Raw genomic sequence first — 17,448 nt, forward strand, 5'->3', positions numbered from 1 at the left:
CGAAATCGTTTACAATAAGAATATCAAAATGACGATAGATTAAGGGGTATGGATTCATGATTCAAGAAACATTAAAGCAACAGTCCAAATTGGGGATTTTGACTGCCATGTATGAGAAATTTCAATCGGCAGGGGATACAGGCAATGCCGATAAACTGAAACAGTTAATCTTGAAAGTCAATAATGAGGAGTTCATCATTGCTTTTTGCGGGCATTTTTCAGCGGGGAAATCAAGCATGATCAACTTCCTCCTTGGTGATCAAGTATTGCCTTCCAGTCCGATTCCGACAAGTGCAAATACGGTAAAAGTCCAAAAAGGGGAAGACTATGCCAAAGTCTTTTACCATCATCAGCCACCAGTCTTATTTCCAGCACCTTATGATTTTAAAGAGGTCAAGAAATTTGCCAAGGATGGAGATTCAGTATCGGCAATCACAATAAGTTCCAATGATTTTTCACTGCCGGATTCATGTGCGATCATGGATACGCCAGGAATTGATTCGACAGACGATGCACATAGGGTTTCTACGGAATCTGCCTTGCATCTAGCTGATGTCGTCTTCTATGTCATGGACTATAATCACGTCCAATCAGAAGTGAACTTCCTATTCACGAAAGAATTGTTAGAGGCTGAAAAACCAACATACTTAATTATCAATATGATCGATAAGCATGATGAGAACGAGCTTAGCTTCCAAGATTTCAAGCTATCCGTTTCTGAAGCATTTGCGAACTGGAATGTATATCCTGATGGTATTTTTTATACATCCGTAAGAGACTTGAACAATAGCGAAAATGAAATAGATGCGGTCAAGCAATTCATATATGAAATGGCTGGCAAAGGTCAAAATGATGGGAAAGATGCCATCATGCAATCGGCTAATGCCCTTGTCGAAAGGCATCTTAATTGGCTGAAGGAGCAATATGAAGAGGAACACGCCGATGATTTTGAAGTATTATCGGAACTTCCTCATGATGAGCGAATACATCTGACGAATCAGGTGGACAGCCTATTGAAAGAAAAAAATTCATTGACGGGACATATAGAGAAAATCAAGGTCCAATATGCTGATGCATTAGAAACCATACTAAAAGGTGCGTACATCATGCCCGCAGCTACACGGGACCTAGGTAGATCTTTCTTGGAATCGGCTCAGCCGGATTTTAAAATGGGTCTATTATTTGCCAAGAAAAAAACGGATGCCGAACGTGAGGCACGTATCAAAGCATTCTTGACCGATTTACAAGAAAAGGTGAAAACCCAGCTTGTATGGCATCTTAAAGAATTAGCGGTTAAAACGCTTAATCAAGCGGAAATCCATGATTCAACACTTGAAAGTAAGGCTCAGGCACTTCGGATTGAGGTAACGGAATCTTACATAAAAAACTCTTTGAAGCCTCAAGTCGATATTACGGGTGAATACGTTTTAAACTATACGAATGATTTAGCATCTGCCATCAAAAAGAAAGCTCGTGATGTATCAGAAGGATTTTTGAATAATATGGTTACGGTAATGGAAGGGATGGTGGAACAGCAGTCTAAAGCCATCGATAAGGAGCTTGAAGGTTTTTCTGAATTTGCGGAAGCCCTTAAAGTTACTGCTGCGATGAATGCAGAAATTGAGTACCAAATGGAACGTTTAGAAGCCATTGCTCAACAAACTGAATCATTAGTAGATGAGCGAGACATCGATATGCTTTTAACTCAATGGAATGAGGAAGAAAAAAATATTACAGTCAAAATCATGAAAACGGATAAAGTAAGTAATTCAAAGTCCGTCAACGAACCTGAAACGGCACATGATAAAGAAAACAAAGACGCTGTACCATCCGTGATTGCTTCTACATCTGATGCTATTGATTTACGCGGAAAAGAAAAGCTGATGGAGACTGCCACGGGTTTACAAAAGGCGGCCAAGCTGATTCAACCTTTGAGAGGATTTCAATCACTTTACAAAGAATTGAAAGAGAAGGCAAACCGCTTGGAACAGCAAACGTTCACGGTTGCTCTCTTCGGTGCATTCAGTGCGGGTAAATCTTCCTTCGCCAATGCGTTGATGGGAGAAAGCGTCCTTCCTGTTTCACCAAATCCGACAACTGCCGCAATCAACAAAATCATGTCTTCAGACGCTGAGCATCCACACGGAACGGCAACCGTCAAATTAAAGACGGAAGCGATGCTGTTAGAAGATGTAAGCCTGGCGTTGGCAGCTTTTGATAAATCGGCAAAGACTCTAGATGAAGCACTTCAACTAGCAGGGCAAATCATCGCGAAGGCGGGGGAAGTTGATAAGGGGAAAACGCATTTATCCTTTTTAAGGGCGTTTCATCAAGGGCTTCCTGAGTACCAAAATGATTTAGGAAATGTGGTTACGGTAGATCTTGAAGGATTTAAACGTTTTGCTGCAGAAGAGTCCAAGTCGTGTCTTGTTGATTTGATTGAATTGCGTTATGACTGTGAAATGACAAAGCAAGGGATGGTCCTTGTTGACACACCTGGGGCCGATTCAATAAATGCACGGCATACAGGAGCAGCTTTCGAATATATTAAGAATTCGGACGCCATCCTATTTGTGACCTATTATAATCACCCATTTTCTCGGGCAGACAGGGAGTTCTTGATACAACTTGGACGTGTGAAAGATTCTTTCGCCATGGATAAGATGTTTTTCATCGTCAATGCCGTCGATCTGGCCCAAACCACTGAGGAATTGGGAGAAGTGATGGATTATGTCACAGATCAATTGAATGGATTCGGAATCCGTTTTCCAAAACTGTTTCCGCTTACGAGTAAGGGAGCGTTGATGGAAAAACAAACGCCTGGTTCGTTTAAGCATACGTTCCTTCCTGCTAGCGGAATCTCGGAATTCCAGGGCCAATTCGATTCTTTCATAGAAAACGATTTAACGGGACTTGCAATTGAATCGGCTCAAGCTGCTGTAAAAAGAACGGAAGAACTGCTCCGAGATGTAATTACAGCTTCCAGGCAGGATGAGAAAGCGAAACGAAATGCCTTGGAGACCCTTTCTCATGAGGCACAGTCCATTTCCGAACTCCTCTCAGTCATTAAAGGGGATGCAGAAAAGCAACGTTTGAAAAAAGAGATAGACGAATTGACTTTCTATAGTAAACAGCGGGTCTTCTTCCGGTTTAATGATTTCTTCAAAGAATCGTTCAATCCGGCTGTTTTAAAAGATGATGGAGGCGATTTGAAAATTGTCCTCAAGCAATCGATGAAGAACTTATTGGATGCGTTAGGCTTTGACCTTGCCCAGGAAATGCGGGCAACGGCTTTAAGGACGGAAATGTTCGTGAATAAATTACTGAATGAGAAACAAAGCAGTTTGCTTCAGCAAATGCAAAAAATAAGAAGAACCCTTTCATTACAGCCATATGAACCTAATGAGAGGGAGTCCCTTGAATTTACAGGAGCTTTTTCCAAATTAGATACGGGGGAGTTCAAAAAGGAATTGGCATTATTTAAAAATCCAAAATCTTTCTTTGAAAAAAATGAAAAAGCGAAAATGAGCGAAGGGATTCAGAAGCGTTTAGATGAACCTGCCCTTATATATGTAAAAGAGCAGGGTGAGCGGATTCTCGAAATGTATATTGAAGTCCTTGAACAAGAGTTACTCGCGATTCAAAAAGAGTTTAAGACGGAAATATCGGATATCTTTGCAGGTTTACGTGCAGCATTGGAGGAAACGGTCGATTTACCGTATTATGAAAATGCCGTAGCGGAATTGGCTAGAATGCATACGAAGAAATAGAAACGAGGTTCATTCATGAAAGATATCCTTATTTCACGATTGAGATACTTGGAAAAGAAAGAGGATATGACGATATTGATGGCTGCTGTTACTGGCAGCCATTCTTTTGGTTTATCATCGGTTCGATCGGATTACGATGTTCGGTTTATATATGTTCATAATGATAAGCGATCATATCTCAGCTTGAGTCAGCCAGTCGAAGTCATTCATTTGAAAGAAGGACTATTTGACATGGAAGGATGGGATCTATTTAAATCATCCCGCCTTACCTTAAAGAGTAATCCTGGACTTTTTGAGTTATTTCAATCGCCAATCAAGTTAATAACCCATCCGGATTATTATAGGAAGGTGAATGGTTTGATAGCGGCTTGCTATTCCAAAAAAGCACTGGGACACCATTACTATCGGATGATGAATGACAATCTTCAACAATTGAAAAAATCAAGGGGTTCCGAAAGAAAAGAACTAAAAATATGGGTACAAGTATACCGTTCGTATTTAATCCTTGAATATTTCATCCAGCGGGGTTCGTTGCCACCTTTATCGGTATGGGAATTACTTGATTTGGTTTCAATTGAACAAGAACTGAAAACCAGGATGACCCGGATATTTAAGGCAAAACAAATGGGAGAATGGTTAAGCAATAATGAAAGAGAAAAGAATCTTTCGATAATTGAAGGGAAATCGCTTTCCATAAAGAATGAAATAACTAGGCTACCTAACGGGAAGAACATGGAAACGGAGCTTAATCAATTAATTTGGACCATTTTGAAATAGGGGGTTTTTGAGATGAGTTATATAATCGAAAAAGAAAAGCTTTTGCCGTTGTTGAATTCCAGTGATATCAGAATTTGTGATTGCCGCTTTCAGCTAGGCTCTCCTAATGCAGGGTATAATGAATACAAAAGAGACCATATTTCCGGAGCTGTTTATTTCGATCTTGAAAAGGATTTATCGGGGCAGGTTCAAGAACATGGCGGAAGACACCCTCTTCCTGACCTGGAAACCTTTAAAGTTAAACTGGAATCAAATGGAATCACCAATGATACGGTACTTATTGCTTATGATGGAGGGGAAGGTTCTTATGCTTCCAGGTTTGTCTGGCTGCTGAGCTATCTTGGGCATCAGAAAGTCTTTGTTCTTAACGGGGGCTTTCGCGCCTGGAGGGATGCAAGCTATCCAATTGACTCGAATCAAACAAAATATGTGCCTACAGAATATCATATCGATTTAAATGAGTCCGTTTTTGCATCTTTTCAAGCAGTGAAGAATTACACAATGAATAGGCCTGACGATATCGTATTAATGGATTCAAGGGAATCTAAGCGTTACGAGGGAATCGAGGAGCCGATTGATAAGAAAGCCGGCCATATACCTGGTGCGGTAAATAAGGTGTGGACGAACGTTCTGGAAAAAGGCTATTTTAAAAAGAAGGAAAATCTTCAGTCGAATTTCACAGACATCGGTAAAGATAAGGAAATCATTGTATACTGCGGTTCAGGCGTAACAGCTTCGCCCAACTATATCGCCCTGAAAGAAGCTGGCTTTAAAGATGTGAAGATTTATATTGGCAGTTTCAGTGACTGGATCTCGTATGTTGATAATCCAATTGAATAATATGTTTACCAATTAAACGTACCTTAAAAAAGGGCACAGTTATGTTAAAATGGAAGTACATCATGATAGAGGTGATAATGTGTTAATGAAAGAAAATGAGCAGCCTCCTTCCTTTATGCTTGTCGATGGGATGGCGCTTTTATTTAGAGCTTTTTATGCAACGGCCGTTACTGGTCAATTCATGATTAACTCAAAAGGCATCCCGACTAATGCCGTACAAGGTTTTTTGAAGCATATGCTGACGGCGGTGAACCACTTTTCACCTAGTCATGTAGCGGTTTGTTGGGATATGGGCAGCAAGACTTTCAGAAATGAATTATTTGATGGATACAAGGCTAATCGATCGGAAGCGCCAGTCGAAATGGTCCCTCAATTCGACCTAGCGAAGAAAGCGGTTGAAGCATTTGATATCCCTAACATAGGGCTCTCAGGATATGAGGCGGATGACTGTATTGGAACGATTGCGAAGGCATCTGCTCAACATAGCCGGGTTGGTATATTGACTGGCGATCAAGATATGCTGCAGTTAATAGATGAAAACATTTCCGTCCTATTGTTAAAAAAAGGGTATGGCAACTATGAAATGCATAATCCAGATAGCTTTTTTGAATGGAAAGGGATCACACCAAGACAAATGATCGATTTAAAAGCTTTAATGGGTGATACAGCTGATAACTATCCCGGAGTTAAAGGAATTGGGGAAAAGACAGCGTTGAAATTATTGATCCAGTATCAAAGTATAGAAGGGATACTTGAAAATGTCGCTTCATTGACGAATGGGCAGCGGGCTAAAATTGAATCCGCAGTCGATATGCTTCATTTATCCAGAAAGCTAGCAGAAATAAAATGTGATGTACCAATTTCATGTTCGTTGGACGATGCGGTCTATCAGTATGATCGTGAGAAGGTCAAAAGTCTGGCTACTGATCATGAATTCAAGGCTTTATTGAGAATGATCTAATCAAACAAGCGGAGCTTCCCAAGGGGAGCTCCTTTCTTTGCATGTTGATTTTTTTGTCGAAAAATGGATAGTCAAAATCTTTGATATACGGTAAGATGAAAATAAGGCATGAAGTATGGAGTGGATGCAGAAGTGGCGAAATCAACTGAAGAGTATGTTAGTTTTTTAGAGGGGAAAGGATTCACTTTCGGTAATGACGCTATTGGTTTTATTTATTTTGGTAAGCGCTACACGGATGCAAGTGATATTTTAGTCAATGCAGCAATAGAATTGACATTGAAGGTACAAAAGAATTTTGATGGTAGCTTTTATATCTCCTTTTTGGAAAACTTAAAACAAAATGGCATTGAAACGCGCAGTGCAGCGGTATCGTTTGCAAAAAAACAGGGGCTGCTTAAATAAATCGGACTTCGTAACTGGAAGTCCGATTTATTTAATTGGGCTTTTCAAGTAAACTCTTGTGTGACCGGTTTCTTTTTCTTAACAGGCAGTTCAGCAAATATCATTCCCAAGAAAATGAATGCGCAGCCGATGATGGAAGCGGAAGTCAATTTTTCCCCTATCAATATGTATGAGGATAATGCAGCAAAAACCGGTTCCATTGAAAAGATCAGCGCCACTCTTGTAGGTGTCGTATAGGCTTGGAAAAAGGTTTGTGCGAAAAAGGCGAACGCCGTGGCCAAGGCTGCCGTAACCAATAAAGCAATCCATACATCCTTCTGTAACATGACCTTTGAGCTGAAGATGACGGAATGATTCTCTTGGAAAATGAAGGCTGAAACAATTGATAATAAAGATACGGTGGAAACCTGAATCAGCGTCAACGGTAAAGCAGGAAGGGTCCTGGCATATCGAGCGGTAGTAATGATTTGCATGGCAAAACCGATTGCGCATAAAAATACCAGTAAATCACCGATATTCAAATGGGAGCGGTCAGCGATAGCCATTAAATAAAGCCCGATGGTTGCGGCTGCGACACCTATTATTGTATGGCGGGAAAGCCTATGTTTTAAAAGCAGCAGGGAAAAAACAGGGACCATGACGACACTTAATCCTGTTATGAAGCCTGTCTTCGCAGGAGTTGTATAATTCAATCCGATTGTTTGAAGCCCATATCCCAGAAAAAGCCAAACTCCAATATGAAACCCAGCTATAAAAAGGCCTTTATTCTGTGTTTTCCCTTTTTTGTGTAAAGTCGATAAATAAGGGATGAGCAAGAAAACGAAGGCCATGAAGAAACGGACGGCATTAAAAGTGAAGGGGTCAAGAAAAGATAGTGCATTTTGGACCATGACAAAAGTGACGCCCCAGATGAATACAACGAATAATAATGAAAAATCAGCTGTCTTTTTCATGAATTTCCTCAGCCTTATTCAATCGAATGGCCCGTCTCGCCAACTCATCCGCAGACTTGTTTTCAAGATTTGGAATCCATTTCATGAAAAATAATTCAAGCTCGTCGGAAAGCTTTAGCGCCCGTTCAAGCAAAATGGCATACTTATTTTTTGCGAATCTTTTTTCAATGGCCTGGTTGATGGCTTGGGAGTCAGTCCGAAAAGAAACGATTTGATATTTATTGGCTACACAAATTTCCAATGCTTTGATTAAAGCATGGTACTCTGCTTCATGGTTTTCCATATTTCCAAGCGGAAAGGAATGCCTCTCGACCACACCGTTATTATTTATGAAAACCCCAGCGCCGCTCGGGCCTGGGTTGCCTGCACTGGCACCATCAATATACACTTCGATCAAGATGTGCTCCTCCTCGAGTTTACCTGTTAATATGCTTTGATAAAAAATGTTCCATATAAAATTAAGCTTGAAACATGAGAATTTCAGGCAGATATGGGAACTATAATTAAAAAGAGTGATTCAAATGCTTACAATATATTATAAAGGGTATGACGAAAAAAAGGTATGAAAATTGTAAGCTGTTCTGCATGAATGGATAAGGAGCTGGAAATCTTTGAAGGTAATAATGCAATGGACATATCATGCTTCAAAAAAACCATCTGCCGATTTCATTTCGGATTGGCTTGATGCCGGGACTGCACTGGTCATTACGGAAGATCTTGAAAAGGCAGGAAGGTTGAAGGAAGTGGAATTCAAGGATGAATTCGATACAACATGGACAAAGAAGGAGCTAAAGAAACTCCTGACGGAAGTTGAGGAAGAGCCGCAGGATGTGACGGTTTTTTTTGATGGGGGTTTTCAAAAAGATGAAAAGGTGGCAGGAATCGGTGTTGCCATTTATTTTCGTCAAGGTAAGAAGTTCTGGCGGTTACGCACCAATATGAAATTGGAGCAATTCGAATCGAATAATGAAGCGGAATATGCGGCCTTTCATGAAGCGGTCAGGCAGATGGACGAACTTGGAATTCACCATCAAAGCTGTGTTTTTAAAGGGGATTCTCTAGTTGTCTTAAAACAACTTTCCGGTGAATGGCCCTGTATGGAAGAAAACTTAAATAAATGGCTGGACCGCATTGAAGCGAAATTGGATAAATTGAAGATTATTCCGATCTGCAAGCCAATTTCTCGAAAGGAAAACCAGGAAGCCGATCGCCTCGCAACTCTTGCACTTCAGGGAAAGGCCATTTTCAGCAAAATAGAAATTGATCGGTCAAAGGAGCCATAACAACAATGAACAGGAAAAAAATATATGAAGAAGTGGAAGATGTTCTCGCTTCATTTTGCCAAGATTGTTTTTTACGAAAGCATTTTCGAAAAGAGAAGGGGCGTACGTATGCCCATCAGTTCTGTATTTCAGAATGTACGGTTGGTGAAAAATTAAAACAGCTGGGCAATGAACTTAGTGACCGATCTTAAGTGCCCAAATTCACTTTCATTATGACACAGGGAAATATGGAATATGGTATTATAGGTAAAAAAATAGAGAAAAGTGTGGAAGTAATGAAAAATAGAAGAGGAAAGCTGAATAATAAAGCGAATCCGCCTCTTACCATACCTGAAATTGATTCCATAATGGAAGAATTGAAAAAAGGCGAATTTTCTTTAGCTGTAGATCAAGTACAATCTAACGTAAAGATTCATGAAAGAATCAACGAAGCTTCTCTTCAAGTCAAAAACATCTTTCAAGATATACGTCAAGAAGGAAAAATACAGCCTGAAAAGATTAAATTGATTAAAGCGGAAGTTGCACCTGTCATTGCAGAAGCTGCAAAGAATCGTGATATTTATTACCTTTTCGAAGAGATGCAAGTAGATAACCAGTACACGTATAGACATAATATCGGTGTCGGAATCATTGCCACTTATCTAGGGATGATGCTTGGATTATCGAAAGAAAACCTTTCAGCCCTGACATTGGCAGCCACGCTGCATGACGTGGGTAAAACGAGGATTTCTGATAGTATATTGGAAAAACCGGGTAAACTGACTGCGGCGGAATTTGAAGAAATGAAACGCCATACCAATTATGGATATGAATTACTTAAAAATATCCCTGGAATCCCACCATCGATAGCATTGACAGCCCTTCAGCACCATGAACGAGAAGATGGGCAAGGCTATCCACTTGGACTGAAGGGGAATGATATCCATCATCATTCGAAAATCGTCGCTATAGCCGACGTATTCCATGCGATGTCTTCAGATCGTGTATATCATCAGGCCATGCCGTTTTATAAGGTGATTGAGCAAATGAACAGCGATATGTTCAGTAAATTCAATCCAGAAATCCTGCTGGAGTTTGTAAACCGATTAATGTCCATTTTGGTCGGAAAAGAAGTCATGCTTACCAATGGACGTATCGGGACAATCATCTTGATCAATCCCTACGATCCCCTTAAAGTTTTATTGAAAACCAGTACAGAGATCATAGATTTGCGAATGGAAAAGCAGTGGCAGATCGAACGAATCATCGGTGAATGAAAAAGAGCCCGATTATAAAAAATCGGGCTCTTTTTCATTCTGATTTACCGAATCAAAATAGGCTTTAAGCATTACTTTATTTTCGCTGAAGTCTGCAATCGTATATTGATCAAGGACCTGTAGAAAAGCATCCAAGGCATTATTAAGGACAAATTTCAATGAACAAACAGGAGAAATCACACAGTTATCGTGATCTTTAAAACATTCAACCAGATAAAAATCTTCTTCGGTTCTCCGGACCAGTTCCCCTACATTTATTTCAGCGGGTGATTTTGCAAGCCGGAAACCGCCATTTCTTCCACGTATTGTCTCAATATAGCCTAATTTACCTAAATTATGAACAATCTTCATCAAATGATTTTTAGACAATTGATATACTTCAGAAATCTCTTTGATATTTGATAATTTGCTTTGGTCGTGGGAAGCCAGGTAAATCAACACTCTAAGTGAGTAATCGGAATAACTCGTCAACCTCATGTTTATCGCCTCACATTCTATCCCCACTTGACTATATCATAAATGTGAACATTTTATAAACATGAAAACTTATTATTTGAAAAGATGTATGAATAATATTGCTTTTAATGCATTTAAGTTCTAATATAAACATGTATTTAAAATACTTGTTTATGAAAAGAGGTTTAACTATGTTATCCCAAAAAACTATCGACGTTATCAAATCAACCGTACCTGTATTAGAAGTGCATGGTACAACTATCACAACTGTATTCTATAAAAATCTTTTCGAAGCACATCCTGAATTATTAAATATTTTTAATCATGCCAATCAAAAAAAGGGACGCCAGCAAAATGCACTTGCCAACACGGTTTTGGCTGCAGCAAAATATATAGATCAACTTGAAACGATAATACCTGCCGTAAAGCAAATAGCACAAAAACACAGAAGTCTTGCAGTTAAAGCCGAACATTATCCCATTGTTGGAGAATATTTATTAGGTGCAATCAAGGAAGTGTTACAAGATGCGGCTACAGAAGAAATCCTCCAGGCTTGGGGGGAGGCATATGGAGTCATTTCCAATGCTTTCATTAGCATCGAAAAGGAAATGTATGACCAAGCTTCCAATCAGGTCGGCGGATGGGCTGATTTCAAAAGATTCACAGTCGTGGAAAAGGTACGGGAAAGTGACGTAATCACTTCCTTTTATTTAAAACCATCAAATGGAGATACTGTTCCATCATTTCTTCCTGGACAATATATTACCGTTCGTATCGAGATACCGGGTGAACGTTATTTATTCAACCGTCAGTATAGTTTGTCTGATGTTCCGGGAAAAGATTACTTCCGGATTTCCGTTAAAAAAGAAAAGCCGGGAACCTCTCCTGATGGAAGGGTTTCTAACTACTTGCATGAATTCATTCAGATGGGTGACAGTATAGAGGTAACGGCTCCTGCAGGTGATTTCACCATCGATTTGGAAAAACGGACACCGGCAGTATTCTTGAGCGGAGGGGTTGGCATAACGCCTTTCATGAGTATGGTTCATGCGATTGCAGAACAAGCACCTGAGCGTGATGTCCAATTCATTCATGCGTCCGATAATGGCAATTTGCAGCCGTTCAGAATGGAACTGACAGAACTAACGCACAAGCTTGCCAGCTATCATTTATCTTTTGTCTTTAAAAATCCGAGTGCGGATGATAAGAACCTGCCGAATTTTGAAAAGGAAGGGTATATCGATAAAGAATTATTGAGCAGTTCCGTTAAACCTGAAGCTGATTATTATGTGTGTGGCCCTGTTCCTTTCATGAAGGCCATTATTACTTACCTGAAAGAATTGGGGATAGATACGGATAAAATTCACTATGAGTTCTTCGGACCAGCCATGGCATTATAAGGTTCATTCATCGTAGGAATGTTATTGACATCAAGCAGATAATTTTGCATACTATATTAAAACAATGAACGTTGAGAGAAGATTAGTATGCGAGAATCACTGTGACAGAGAGCGGCGTCAATTGCTGGAAGGCCCGCGACAGGAAAGCGCAGAACCTGCTTCTTGAGTCCTATGCAAAACATAGGCGCAAATCCTGGCGTTATCAGGCAAAGTGGAATGCATGAACTTGCATTCAATGAAGGTGGTACCACGGAGAGCAGCCCTTTTCGTCCTTATTTCGAGGATGAAAAGGGCTTTTTTTCATGTCTTAGATATTTATTGGAGGAAGTAATCGATGGAAAAGAAACGTATCGTTGTAAAGATAGGAAGTAGTTCTTTGACCAATACACAAGGTGAAATCGACCAAGATAAATTTTCCGATCATATCCAGGCAGTGGCAGCATTAAGGAAAGCAGGACATGAAGTTGTCCTTGTTTCATCAGGTGCTGTAGCGACAGGTTTTCGCAAGCTAGGCTACCCTACGAGGCCTGTCACACTCAAAGGAAAACAAGCTGCTGCAGCTGTAGGGCAAAGCCTATTGATTCAATCATATATGGAACAATTAGGGCACTTTGGAATCGTTCCGGCGCAGATTTTATTAACAAGGAAAGATTTCTCGAAAAAAGATAGATATAAAAATGCATATGCGACATTGATGGAATTGCTTGAACGCGGCATCCTTCCGATTATAAATGAAAATGATACAGTATCGGTCGAGGAGTTGACTTTTGGTGATAATGATATGCTATCCGCCTTAGTAAGCGGGTTAGTCCACGCCTCCAACTTGATCATACTAACGGACATTAATGGGCTTTATGATTCCAATCCTCAGACAAATCCAGGGGCGAAACGATTTGAAAAGTTATCAGAAGTAACGGCGGATTTATTGCAAATGGCAGAAGGGACCGGATCTAATGTCGGGACCGGGGGTATGAAATCGAAGCTGATTGCAGCGCAAACAGCATTGTCTCTTGGGGTGAAAGTATTCATCGGATCAGGTTTGGGGAGTGATAAGCTTCTAACAATCCTTCAAGGCAATGGTGATGGCACGTATATTGGGAATGATGTCATGACGACAGTGACGAAAAGCAAACAATGGATATCCCTTCACTCACAAGTATCCGGGAGAATTTTCGTTGATGAAGGTGCCGAAAGGGCTTTAGTTTCAAATGGCAGCAGTCTGCTGCCAGCTGGAATATATGAAATTAAAGGAGTCTTCAATAAGGGGGATGTTGTCGAAGTCTTTGGTGCAAATGGATTATTGGGTCGGGGTGAGGTCCTTTATTCCGCCGAAGAGTTAAAACAGGCGATGGGAAAGAGGACATCCGAGCTTGTGATCACTTCCATAGAAGTGATCCATCGTGATAAATGGGTAAAAGCATAGATAATCAATATCGGAAAGAAAAGGGGGCATTTGGAAATGAGTGAAGTGACGGCGAAAGGAAAGGCAGCCAAAAAAGCCAGTTATCAGCTAATCGGATTGACGACTGAAAAGAAGAATGAGGCACTTGGAAAAATTGCTAAGCAACTTATTATCGATAAAGATTTTTTGATAAAGGAAAACCAAAAGGATCTGGAAGAAGGCAGGAGAAAAGGCTACAGTGAGTCTACATTAGATCGGATTATGTTAAATGGTAACCGTATTGATGACATGGCAGCTGCGATTATGCTTTTGATCGATTTAAATGATCCGATTGGGGAACAATTGGAGACGATCGAAAAAGAGAATGGTTTATTGATTAAAAAGTTACGGGTGCCGATCGGGGTAATAGGGATGATTTATGAAGCCCGGCCGAATGTGACCATCGATGCAGCTACATTGTCCTTGAAAACGGGGAATGCCGTCCTATTACGAGGCAGCTCGTCAGCCAAATACTCCAATATGGCACTAGTCTCCTCCATTCATAAAGCATTGGAGAATACGGAAATTCCTGTAGAAGCAGTTCAGTTGATTGAGGATACGAGTCGTGAAAACGCTAAGGAACTTTTTCATCTTAATGAGTATTTAGATGTTTTGATTCCTCGCGGTGGCAAGAATTTAATTGAAACGGTCATTAAGGAGTCCACTGTTCCCGTCCTTGAAACAGGAGCAGGCAATTGCCATATCTTTATCGATCAGACCGCAGATATTACGATGGCCGAGAAAATTGTCTTAAATGGTAAGACTCAGCGTCCATCCGTATGCAATGCTATCGAGGGGCTTCTAATTCATGAAAAATGGTTTGAAGAAAATGGAGTGAGTATTTTGGAACTCCTGGATGAAAAGGGTATTGAAGTATATGGAGATAAAGCGGTTTGCAGCGCCTTTCCGAGAGCGAAAACGGCTACGGAGGAAGATTGGGCAACTGAGTACCTGGCTTTGAAAATCAGCGTAAAAACTGTTAAGGGTGTATTCGATGCGATTGAACACATTAACCGATACGGTACCAAGCATTCTGAAGCAATCCTAACGAGGGATGAACAGAACGCTTCCGCATTTTTGAATAAAGTAGATGCCGCAGCAGTTTATCACAATGCTTCCACCCGTTTTACCGACGGATTTGAATTCGGTTATGGCGCAGAAATCGGCATTTCCACACAAAAGCTGCATGCGCGTGGACCAATGGGTTTACCGGCCTTAACATCAAGCAAGTACTTCATTTATGGCAAGGGGCAAATCCGGGAGTGAAATTCATTTCTTTAAGGGAAGGTTATTAAAACTCATTTAAGGGTATTGTATATTACATTACTTTTAAAGGAGCAGATATCATGAACAAGAGGTTTATAGCAATATATGAAAATGAACATGAAGCGACTTCAGCAGTCGAATATTTAAAGGGACAAGGGTATACATCCGATCAAATATCAGTAGTGGCGAAAAATATTGATAAATTACCCAATGAAGCCGAGGAAGTCAGCCCGGCAAAGACTGATGGATTAGTAGCTGGGGCAGCAGCGGGCGGAGCTGTCGGATTGACAGGACTGCTTATTGGTATGAGTGCATTAGCGATACCAGGAATTGGGCCAATATTGGCAGCAGGACCAATTTTCGCCACTTTTGGCGGAGCCGCTGCAGGGGCAGCATCGGGAGCGGGCGGCTTGAGAAAGCCATTATTGGAAATGGGATTGGAGGAAGCCGAAGCAGATCAATATGTGGAGGATATTAAAGCAGGGAAAATCCTTGTCATCGCCGATCCTTTTTAAGCTCGCAAGAAACCTCCAGAACTAACTACTGAGCTGTCAATTGGAATGTACTTAAAAAAGAAGCGTGGTAGAGAATTTTTAAATTTAATAGCCTTAGCAACCAACCAGTGTGAATCGGTAATTTACCGATTCACACTGGTTGAGTTGTTTTTTTATGCTGATTTTTTTGCCTTTTTTCAACCATCGATAAAGTAAGGAAGATTGTACTTCCTCCTGTATTATTCCTTGTGTGAGGATTGGTTCTTCCTTTGTTGTTCTTCAGCAAGAAACTCAAAAAAAACATTCATGGCAGTAAGCGGATGCTCATTTACTCTGTTAGCGTAGTTACTTTTTCTGGAGTCAGTTAAATAGCTGCTTTTTTTGATTCTCTCGAACATATATTTTTGACTCATTTTAACTATTTCTTTTTGGTTGTGTTTGTTTTCTTTTAATAAGGCAAACCCTACGGCTCCCACCAATGCATAGATACCAAGTGCGATTTTCGAGATTGGTAAAGAGTCATTCTTAAATAAAAGGAAAAAAAGATTAATGATGGAAAAACCTATCATCACCGTCGAAAAAAAACTGTATTTCATATTTTTCTTCAACAAGGGGGACAATTTTAATTGAAGTTGTTCGATTTCGGTTTGCATGAAACTCGGTATATTATTTATTTTAATATTCATTGTTGCCTCCGTATTATCTTGCATGCACCCAATAAGTATATGGCACTGAAAAAAACGTACCTATTCAATGAAACAGGAACAGGAACCTAATAATATATATCTTATCGTTTGGAAACGTGTTTGTCATTTAATAAACCCCTTGGACTTTCTTTAGGTAAAAGTAAGCGAAATGACAAAGGGGGCTGATGAATGGAATGCCTAGATATATGTGTTGAACTAACACAATTAGACAGCGTTCTTGCAGTATGAGGGGGGCGAATAAAGAACATTTGCCTTAATATACTAACAATGGTATAAATGATGGGTGGGTTATGGTAAAATGGTCCTTAAATGGAAGATGTGTTACCTGATATTTCAATATTAATATATATGGATGGCCATCCCGCACCTTTTTTTGTCATAAATACGTGACTATTGTGGTATTTTGTTCATTTAAATCGAGTTTTGGAACAAATCAATATATAATTAGAAAGCGAGATATTAGATTCAAAGATTAAGGAGGGACATAGAATGATGGAATGGGCTCTGATCATTTTGTTTGCTGCAGCAGTATTACTGTTCATTTTATCGTTTATTAAAAAGGATTCTGCAAAAGTGGACAGTCAATTGGAACAGCTTGCAATCACTTTTGGGGATGAAATGAATGTATTACAGGAAAAAATCAGGAACATCGAGATAGATGCTGAAATTACGGTGCAAGAGGCAGGCATTCTTGCAATGTCTTCCGAAAAGCGGAACTTGTTGCATGAAGTGCTCGACCTACATAAGCGAGGCTATTCATTTGAAAGCATCGCACTGAAGACAAAACAGCCGAAAGATCAAATTGAAAGCATGCTCACTCCTTACATAAAAACGAAGAATGAAAGGAGAAATGTGGCCAATGACATCTAAATCCATGCGCAGCTTTGCCGGAGGCCTTGTTGTTGCAGCTGGCTTATGCGGTGCAGTGTACTTCTTTGGTCCAAGTGAAGCGACCGGCACCTCGGAAAAACTATCAGAAGATGAAATGAAAGAGTCTCTGGCTTCAGAAGGATATGTCATACATTCCGAAAAAGAATGGGAAGATCAGATTGCTGAAGCACAGTCGGTTAAAGATAAAGCGGAAGCGGGAAAAGAAACGGTAAAAGAACCAACAGAAAAAATCATATACCGTACTGTTCTTACTGTGTCTAAAGGCTCGACAAGCATCGATGTGGGTAAAACCCTACAAAAGGCTAAAGTCATTAAAAATGCCAATGAGTTTTCTGACGAAGTTGAAAAGAAAGGCAAGGCCAACGGATTGCGTCCTGGAACATATGTGGTAGATAGTGCGATGACGACGGAAAAAATCATTTCTACTATATTTAAATGAACATAAAAACGACCATCTATAAGATGGTCGTTTCAGTTTTAGACAAAAGGGGTTCGGAATTAAAAAATTCCGAACCCCTTTTGAAATTCCCTTTGAAATTTTGACCAAAGGC

At 40.1% G+C, this 17,448-nt stretch carries 18 protein-coding genes; 14 read left to right on the top strand and 4 right to left on the bottom strand.

Annotation, left to right across the window (positions count from 1 at the left end; genetic code table 11):
• Positions 1-56 precede the first annotated feature (56 nt).
• The 5 genes from IOC57_RS20520 to IOC57_RS20540 all read left to right on the top strand — a co-directional run bounded on the left by IOC57_RS20520 (position 57) and on the right by IOC57_RS20540 (position 6,750).
• Positions 57-3,770, top strand: a complete 3,714-nt coding sequence (locus IOC57_RS20520) for a dynamin family protein (protein WP_207440433.1) — start codon at positions 57-59, stop codon at positions 3,768-3,770.
• Between the two features lie 15 nt (positions 3,771-3,785).
• On the top strand, positions 3,786-4,547 hold the full coding sequence (locus tag IOC57_RS20525; protein ID WP_207440434.1) for a nucleotidyltransferase domain-containing protein: 762 nt from the start codon (positions 3,786-3,788) through the stop codon (positions 4,545-4,547).
• Between the two features lie 12 nt (positions 4,548-4,559).
• Positions 4,560-5,387, top strand: coding sequence for a sulfurtransferase (locus IOC57_RS20530; RefSeq protein ID WP_207440435.1), 828 nt, complete (start codon positions 4,560-4,562; stop codon positions 5,385-5,387).
• Positions 5,388-5,472: 85 nt separating this feature from the next.
• A complete protein-coding gene (locus IOC57_RS20535; RefSeq protein WP_207440449.1) occupies positions 5,473-6,348 on the top strand; it encodes a 5'-3' exonuclease in 876 nt (291 codons plus the stop codon).
• 120 nt (positions 6,349-6,468) lie between these two features.
• Complete coding sequence (locus IOC57_RS20540; protein WP_309487741.1) at positions 6,469-6,750, top strand: DUF6123 family protein; 282 nt, start codon at positions 6,469-6,471, stop codon at positions 6,748-6,750.
• 44 nt (positions 6,751-6,794) lie between these two features.
• Here the strand turns inward: IOC57_RS20540 and IOC57_RS20545 are convergent, their stop codons facing one another.
• Together IOC57_RS20545 and IOC57_RS20550 are read right to left on the bottom strand one after the other, a co-directional pair.
• Positions 6,795-7,703, bottom strand: coding sequence for a DMT family transporter (locus IOC57_RS20545; protein WP_207440437.1), 909 nt, complete (start codon positions 7,701-7,703; stop codon positions 6,795-6,797).
• Positions 7,687-8,100 (bottom strand): reverse transcriptase-like protein, encoded by a 414-nt coding sequence (locus tag IOC57_RS20550; protein WP_207440438.1) that lies wholly within the window; start codon positions 8,098-8,100, stop codon positions 7,687-7,689. The genes IOC57_RS20545 and IOC57_RS20550 overlap by 17 nt, the downstream gene beginning before the upstream one ends.
• Positions 8,101-8,314: 214 nt before the next feature.
• Between IOC57_RS20550 and IOC57_RS20555 the strand changes: the two genes are divergently transcribed.
• The 3 genes from IOC57_RS20555 (at position 8,315) to IOC57_RS20565 (ending at position 10,242) form a co-directional block, all read left to right on the top strand.
• On the top strand, positions 8,315-8,986 hold the full coding sequence (locus IOC57_RS20555; protein WP_286185081.1) for a reverse transcriptase-like protein: 672 nt from the start codon (positions 8,315-8,317) through the stop codon (positions 8,984-8,986).
• Between the two features lie 5 nt (positions 8,987-8,991).
• A complete protein-coding gene (locus tag IOC57_RS20560; protein ID WP_192205281.1) occupies positions 8,992-9,177 on the top strand; it encodes a zinc-finger domain-containing protein in 186 nt (61 codons plus the stop codon).
• Between the two features lie 84 nt (positions 9,178-9,261).
• Positions 9,262-10,242, top strand: coding sequence for an HD-GYP domain-containing protein (locus tag IOC57_RS20565; RefSeq protein WP_207440439.1), 981 nt, complete (start codon positions 9,262-9,264; stop codon positions 10,240-10,242).
• A 12-nt stretch (positions 10,243-10,254) separates the two neighbouring features.
• Here IOC57_RS20565 and IOC57_RS20570 read toward each other — a convergent pair whose 3' ends face one another.
• Positions 10,255-10,719, bottom strand: coding sequence for an RrF2 family transcriptional regulator (locus tag IOC57_RS20570; RefSeq protein WP_207440440.1), 465 nt, complete (start codon positions 10,717-10,719; stop codon positions 10,255-10,257).
• Positions 10,720-10,889: 170 nt separating this feature from the next.
• Between IOC57_RS20570 and hmpA the strand changes: the two genes are divergently transcribed.
• The 4 genes from hmpA to IOC57_RS20590 all read left to right on the top strand — a co-directional run bounded on the left by hmpA (position 10,890) and on the right by IOC57_RS20590 (position 15,320).
• The gene (hmpA, locus tag IOC57_RS20575) at positions 10,890-12,098 is read left to right on the top strand and encodes an NO-inducible flavohemoprotein (protein WP_207440441.1); all 1,209 of its coding nucleotides are present in this window, start codon (positions 10,890-10,892) and stop codon (positions 12,096-12,098) included.
• 334 nt (positions 12,099-12,432) lie between these two features.
• A complete protein-coding gene (proB, locus tag IOC57_RS20580; protein WP_207440442.1) occupies positions 12,433-13,521 on the top strand; it encodes a glutamate 5-kinase in 1,089 nt (362 codons plus the stop codon).
• Between the two features lie 36 nt (positions 13,522-13,557).
• The gene (locus IOC57_RS20585) at positions 13,558-14,805 is read left to right on the top strand and encodes a glutamate-5-semialdehyde dehydrogenase (RefSeq protein ID WP_207440443.1); all 1,248 of its coding nucleotides are present in this window, start codon (positions 13,558-13,560) and stop codon (positions 14,803-14,805) included.
• A gap of 80 nt (positions 14,806-14,885) precedes the next feature.
• Positions 14,886-15,320, top strand: coding sequence for a general stress protein (locus IOC57_RS20590; protein ID WP_207440444.1), 435 nt, complete (start codon positions 14,886-14,888; stop codon positions 15,318-15,320).
• Positions 15,321-15,538: 218 nt separating this feature from the next.
• Here IOC57_RS20590 and IOC57_RS20595 read toward each other — a convergent pair whose 3' ends face one another.
• On the bottom strand, positions 15,539-15,985 hold the full coding sequence (locus tag IOC57_RS20595; protein ID WP_207440445.1) for a DUF5392 family protein: 447 nt from the start codon (positions 15,983-15,985) through the stop codon (positions 15,539-15,541).
• Positions 15,986-16,495: 510 nt separating this feature from the next.
• Between IOC57_RS20595 and IOC57_RS20600 the strand changes: the two genes are divergently transcribed.
• Together IOC57_RS20600 and IOC57_RS20605 are read left to right on the top strand one after the other, a co-directional pair.
• On the top strand, positions 16,496-16,876 hold the full coding sequence (locus tag IOC57_RS20600) for a hypothetical protein (RefSeq protein WP_286185082.1): 381 nt from the start codon (positions 16,496-16,498) through the stop codon (positions 16,874-16,876).
• Positions 16,866-17,336, top strand: coding sequence for a hypothetical protein (locus IOC57_RS20605; RefSeq protein ID WP_207440446.1), 471 nt, complete (start codon positions 16,866-16,868; stop codon positions 17,334-17,336). The genes IOC57_RS20600 and IOC57_RS20605 overlap by 11 nt, the downstream gene beginning before the upstream one ends.
• The last annotated feature ends 112 nt before the right edge of the window (positions 17,337-17,448 follow it).

Origin of the sequence: Bacillus sp. SD075, from assembly GCF_017355165.1 — a bacterium.
Classification (GTDB): Bacteria; Bacillota; Bacilli; order Bacillales; family DSM-1321; genus Peribacillus.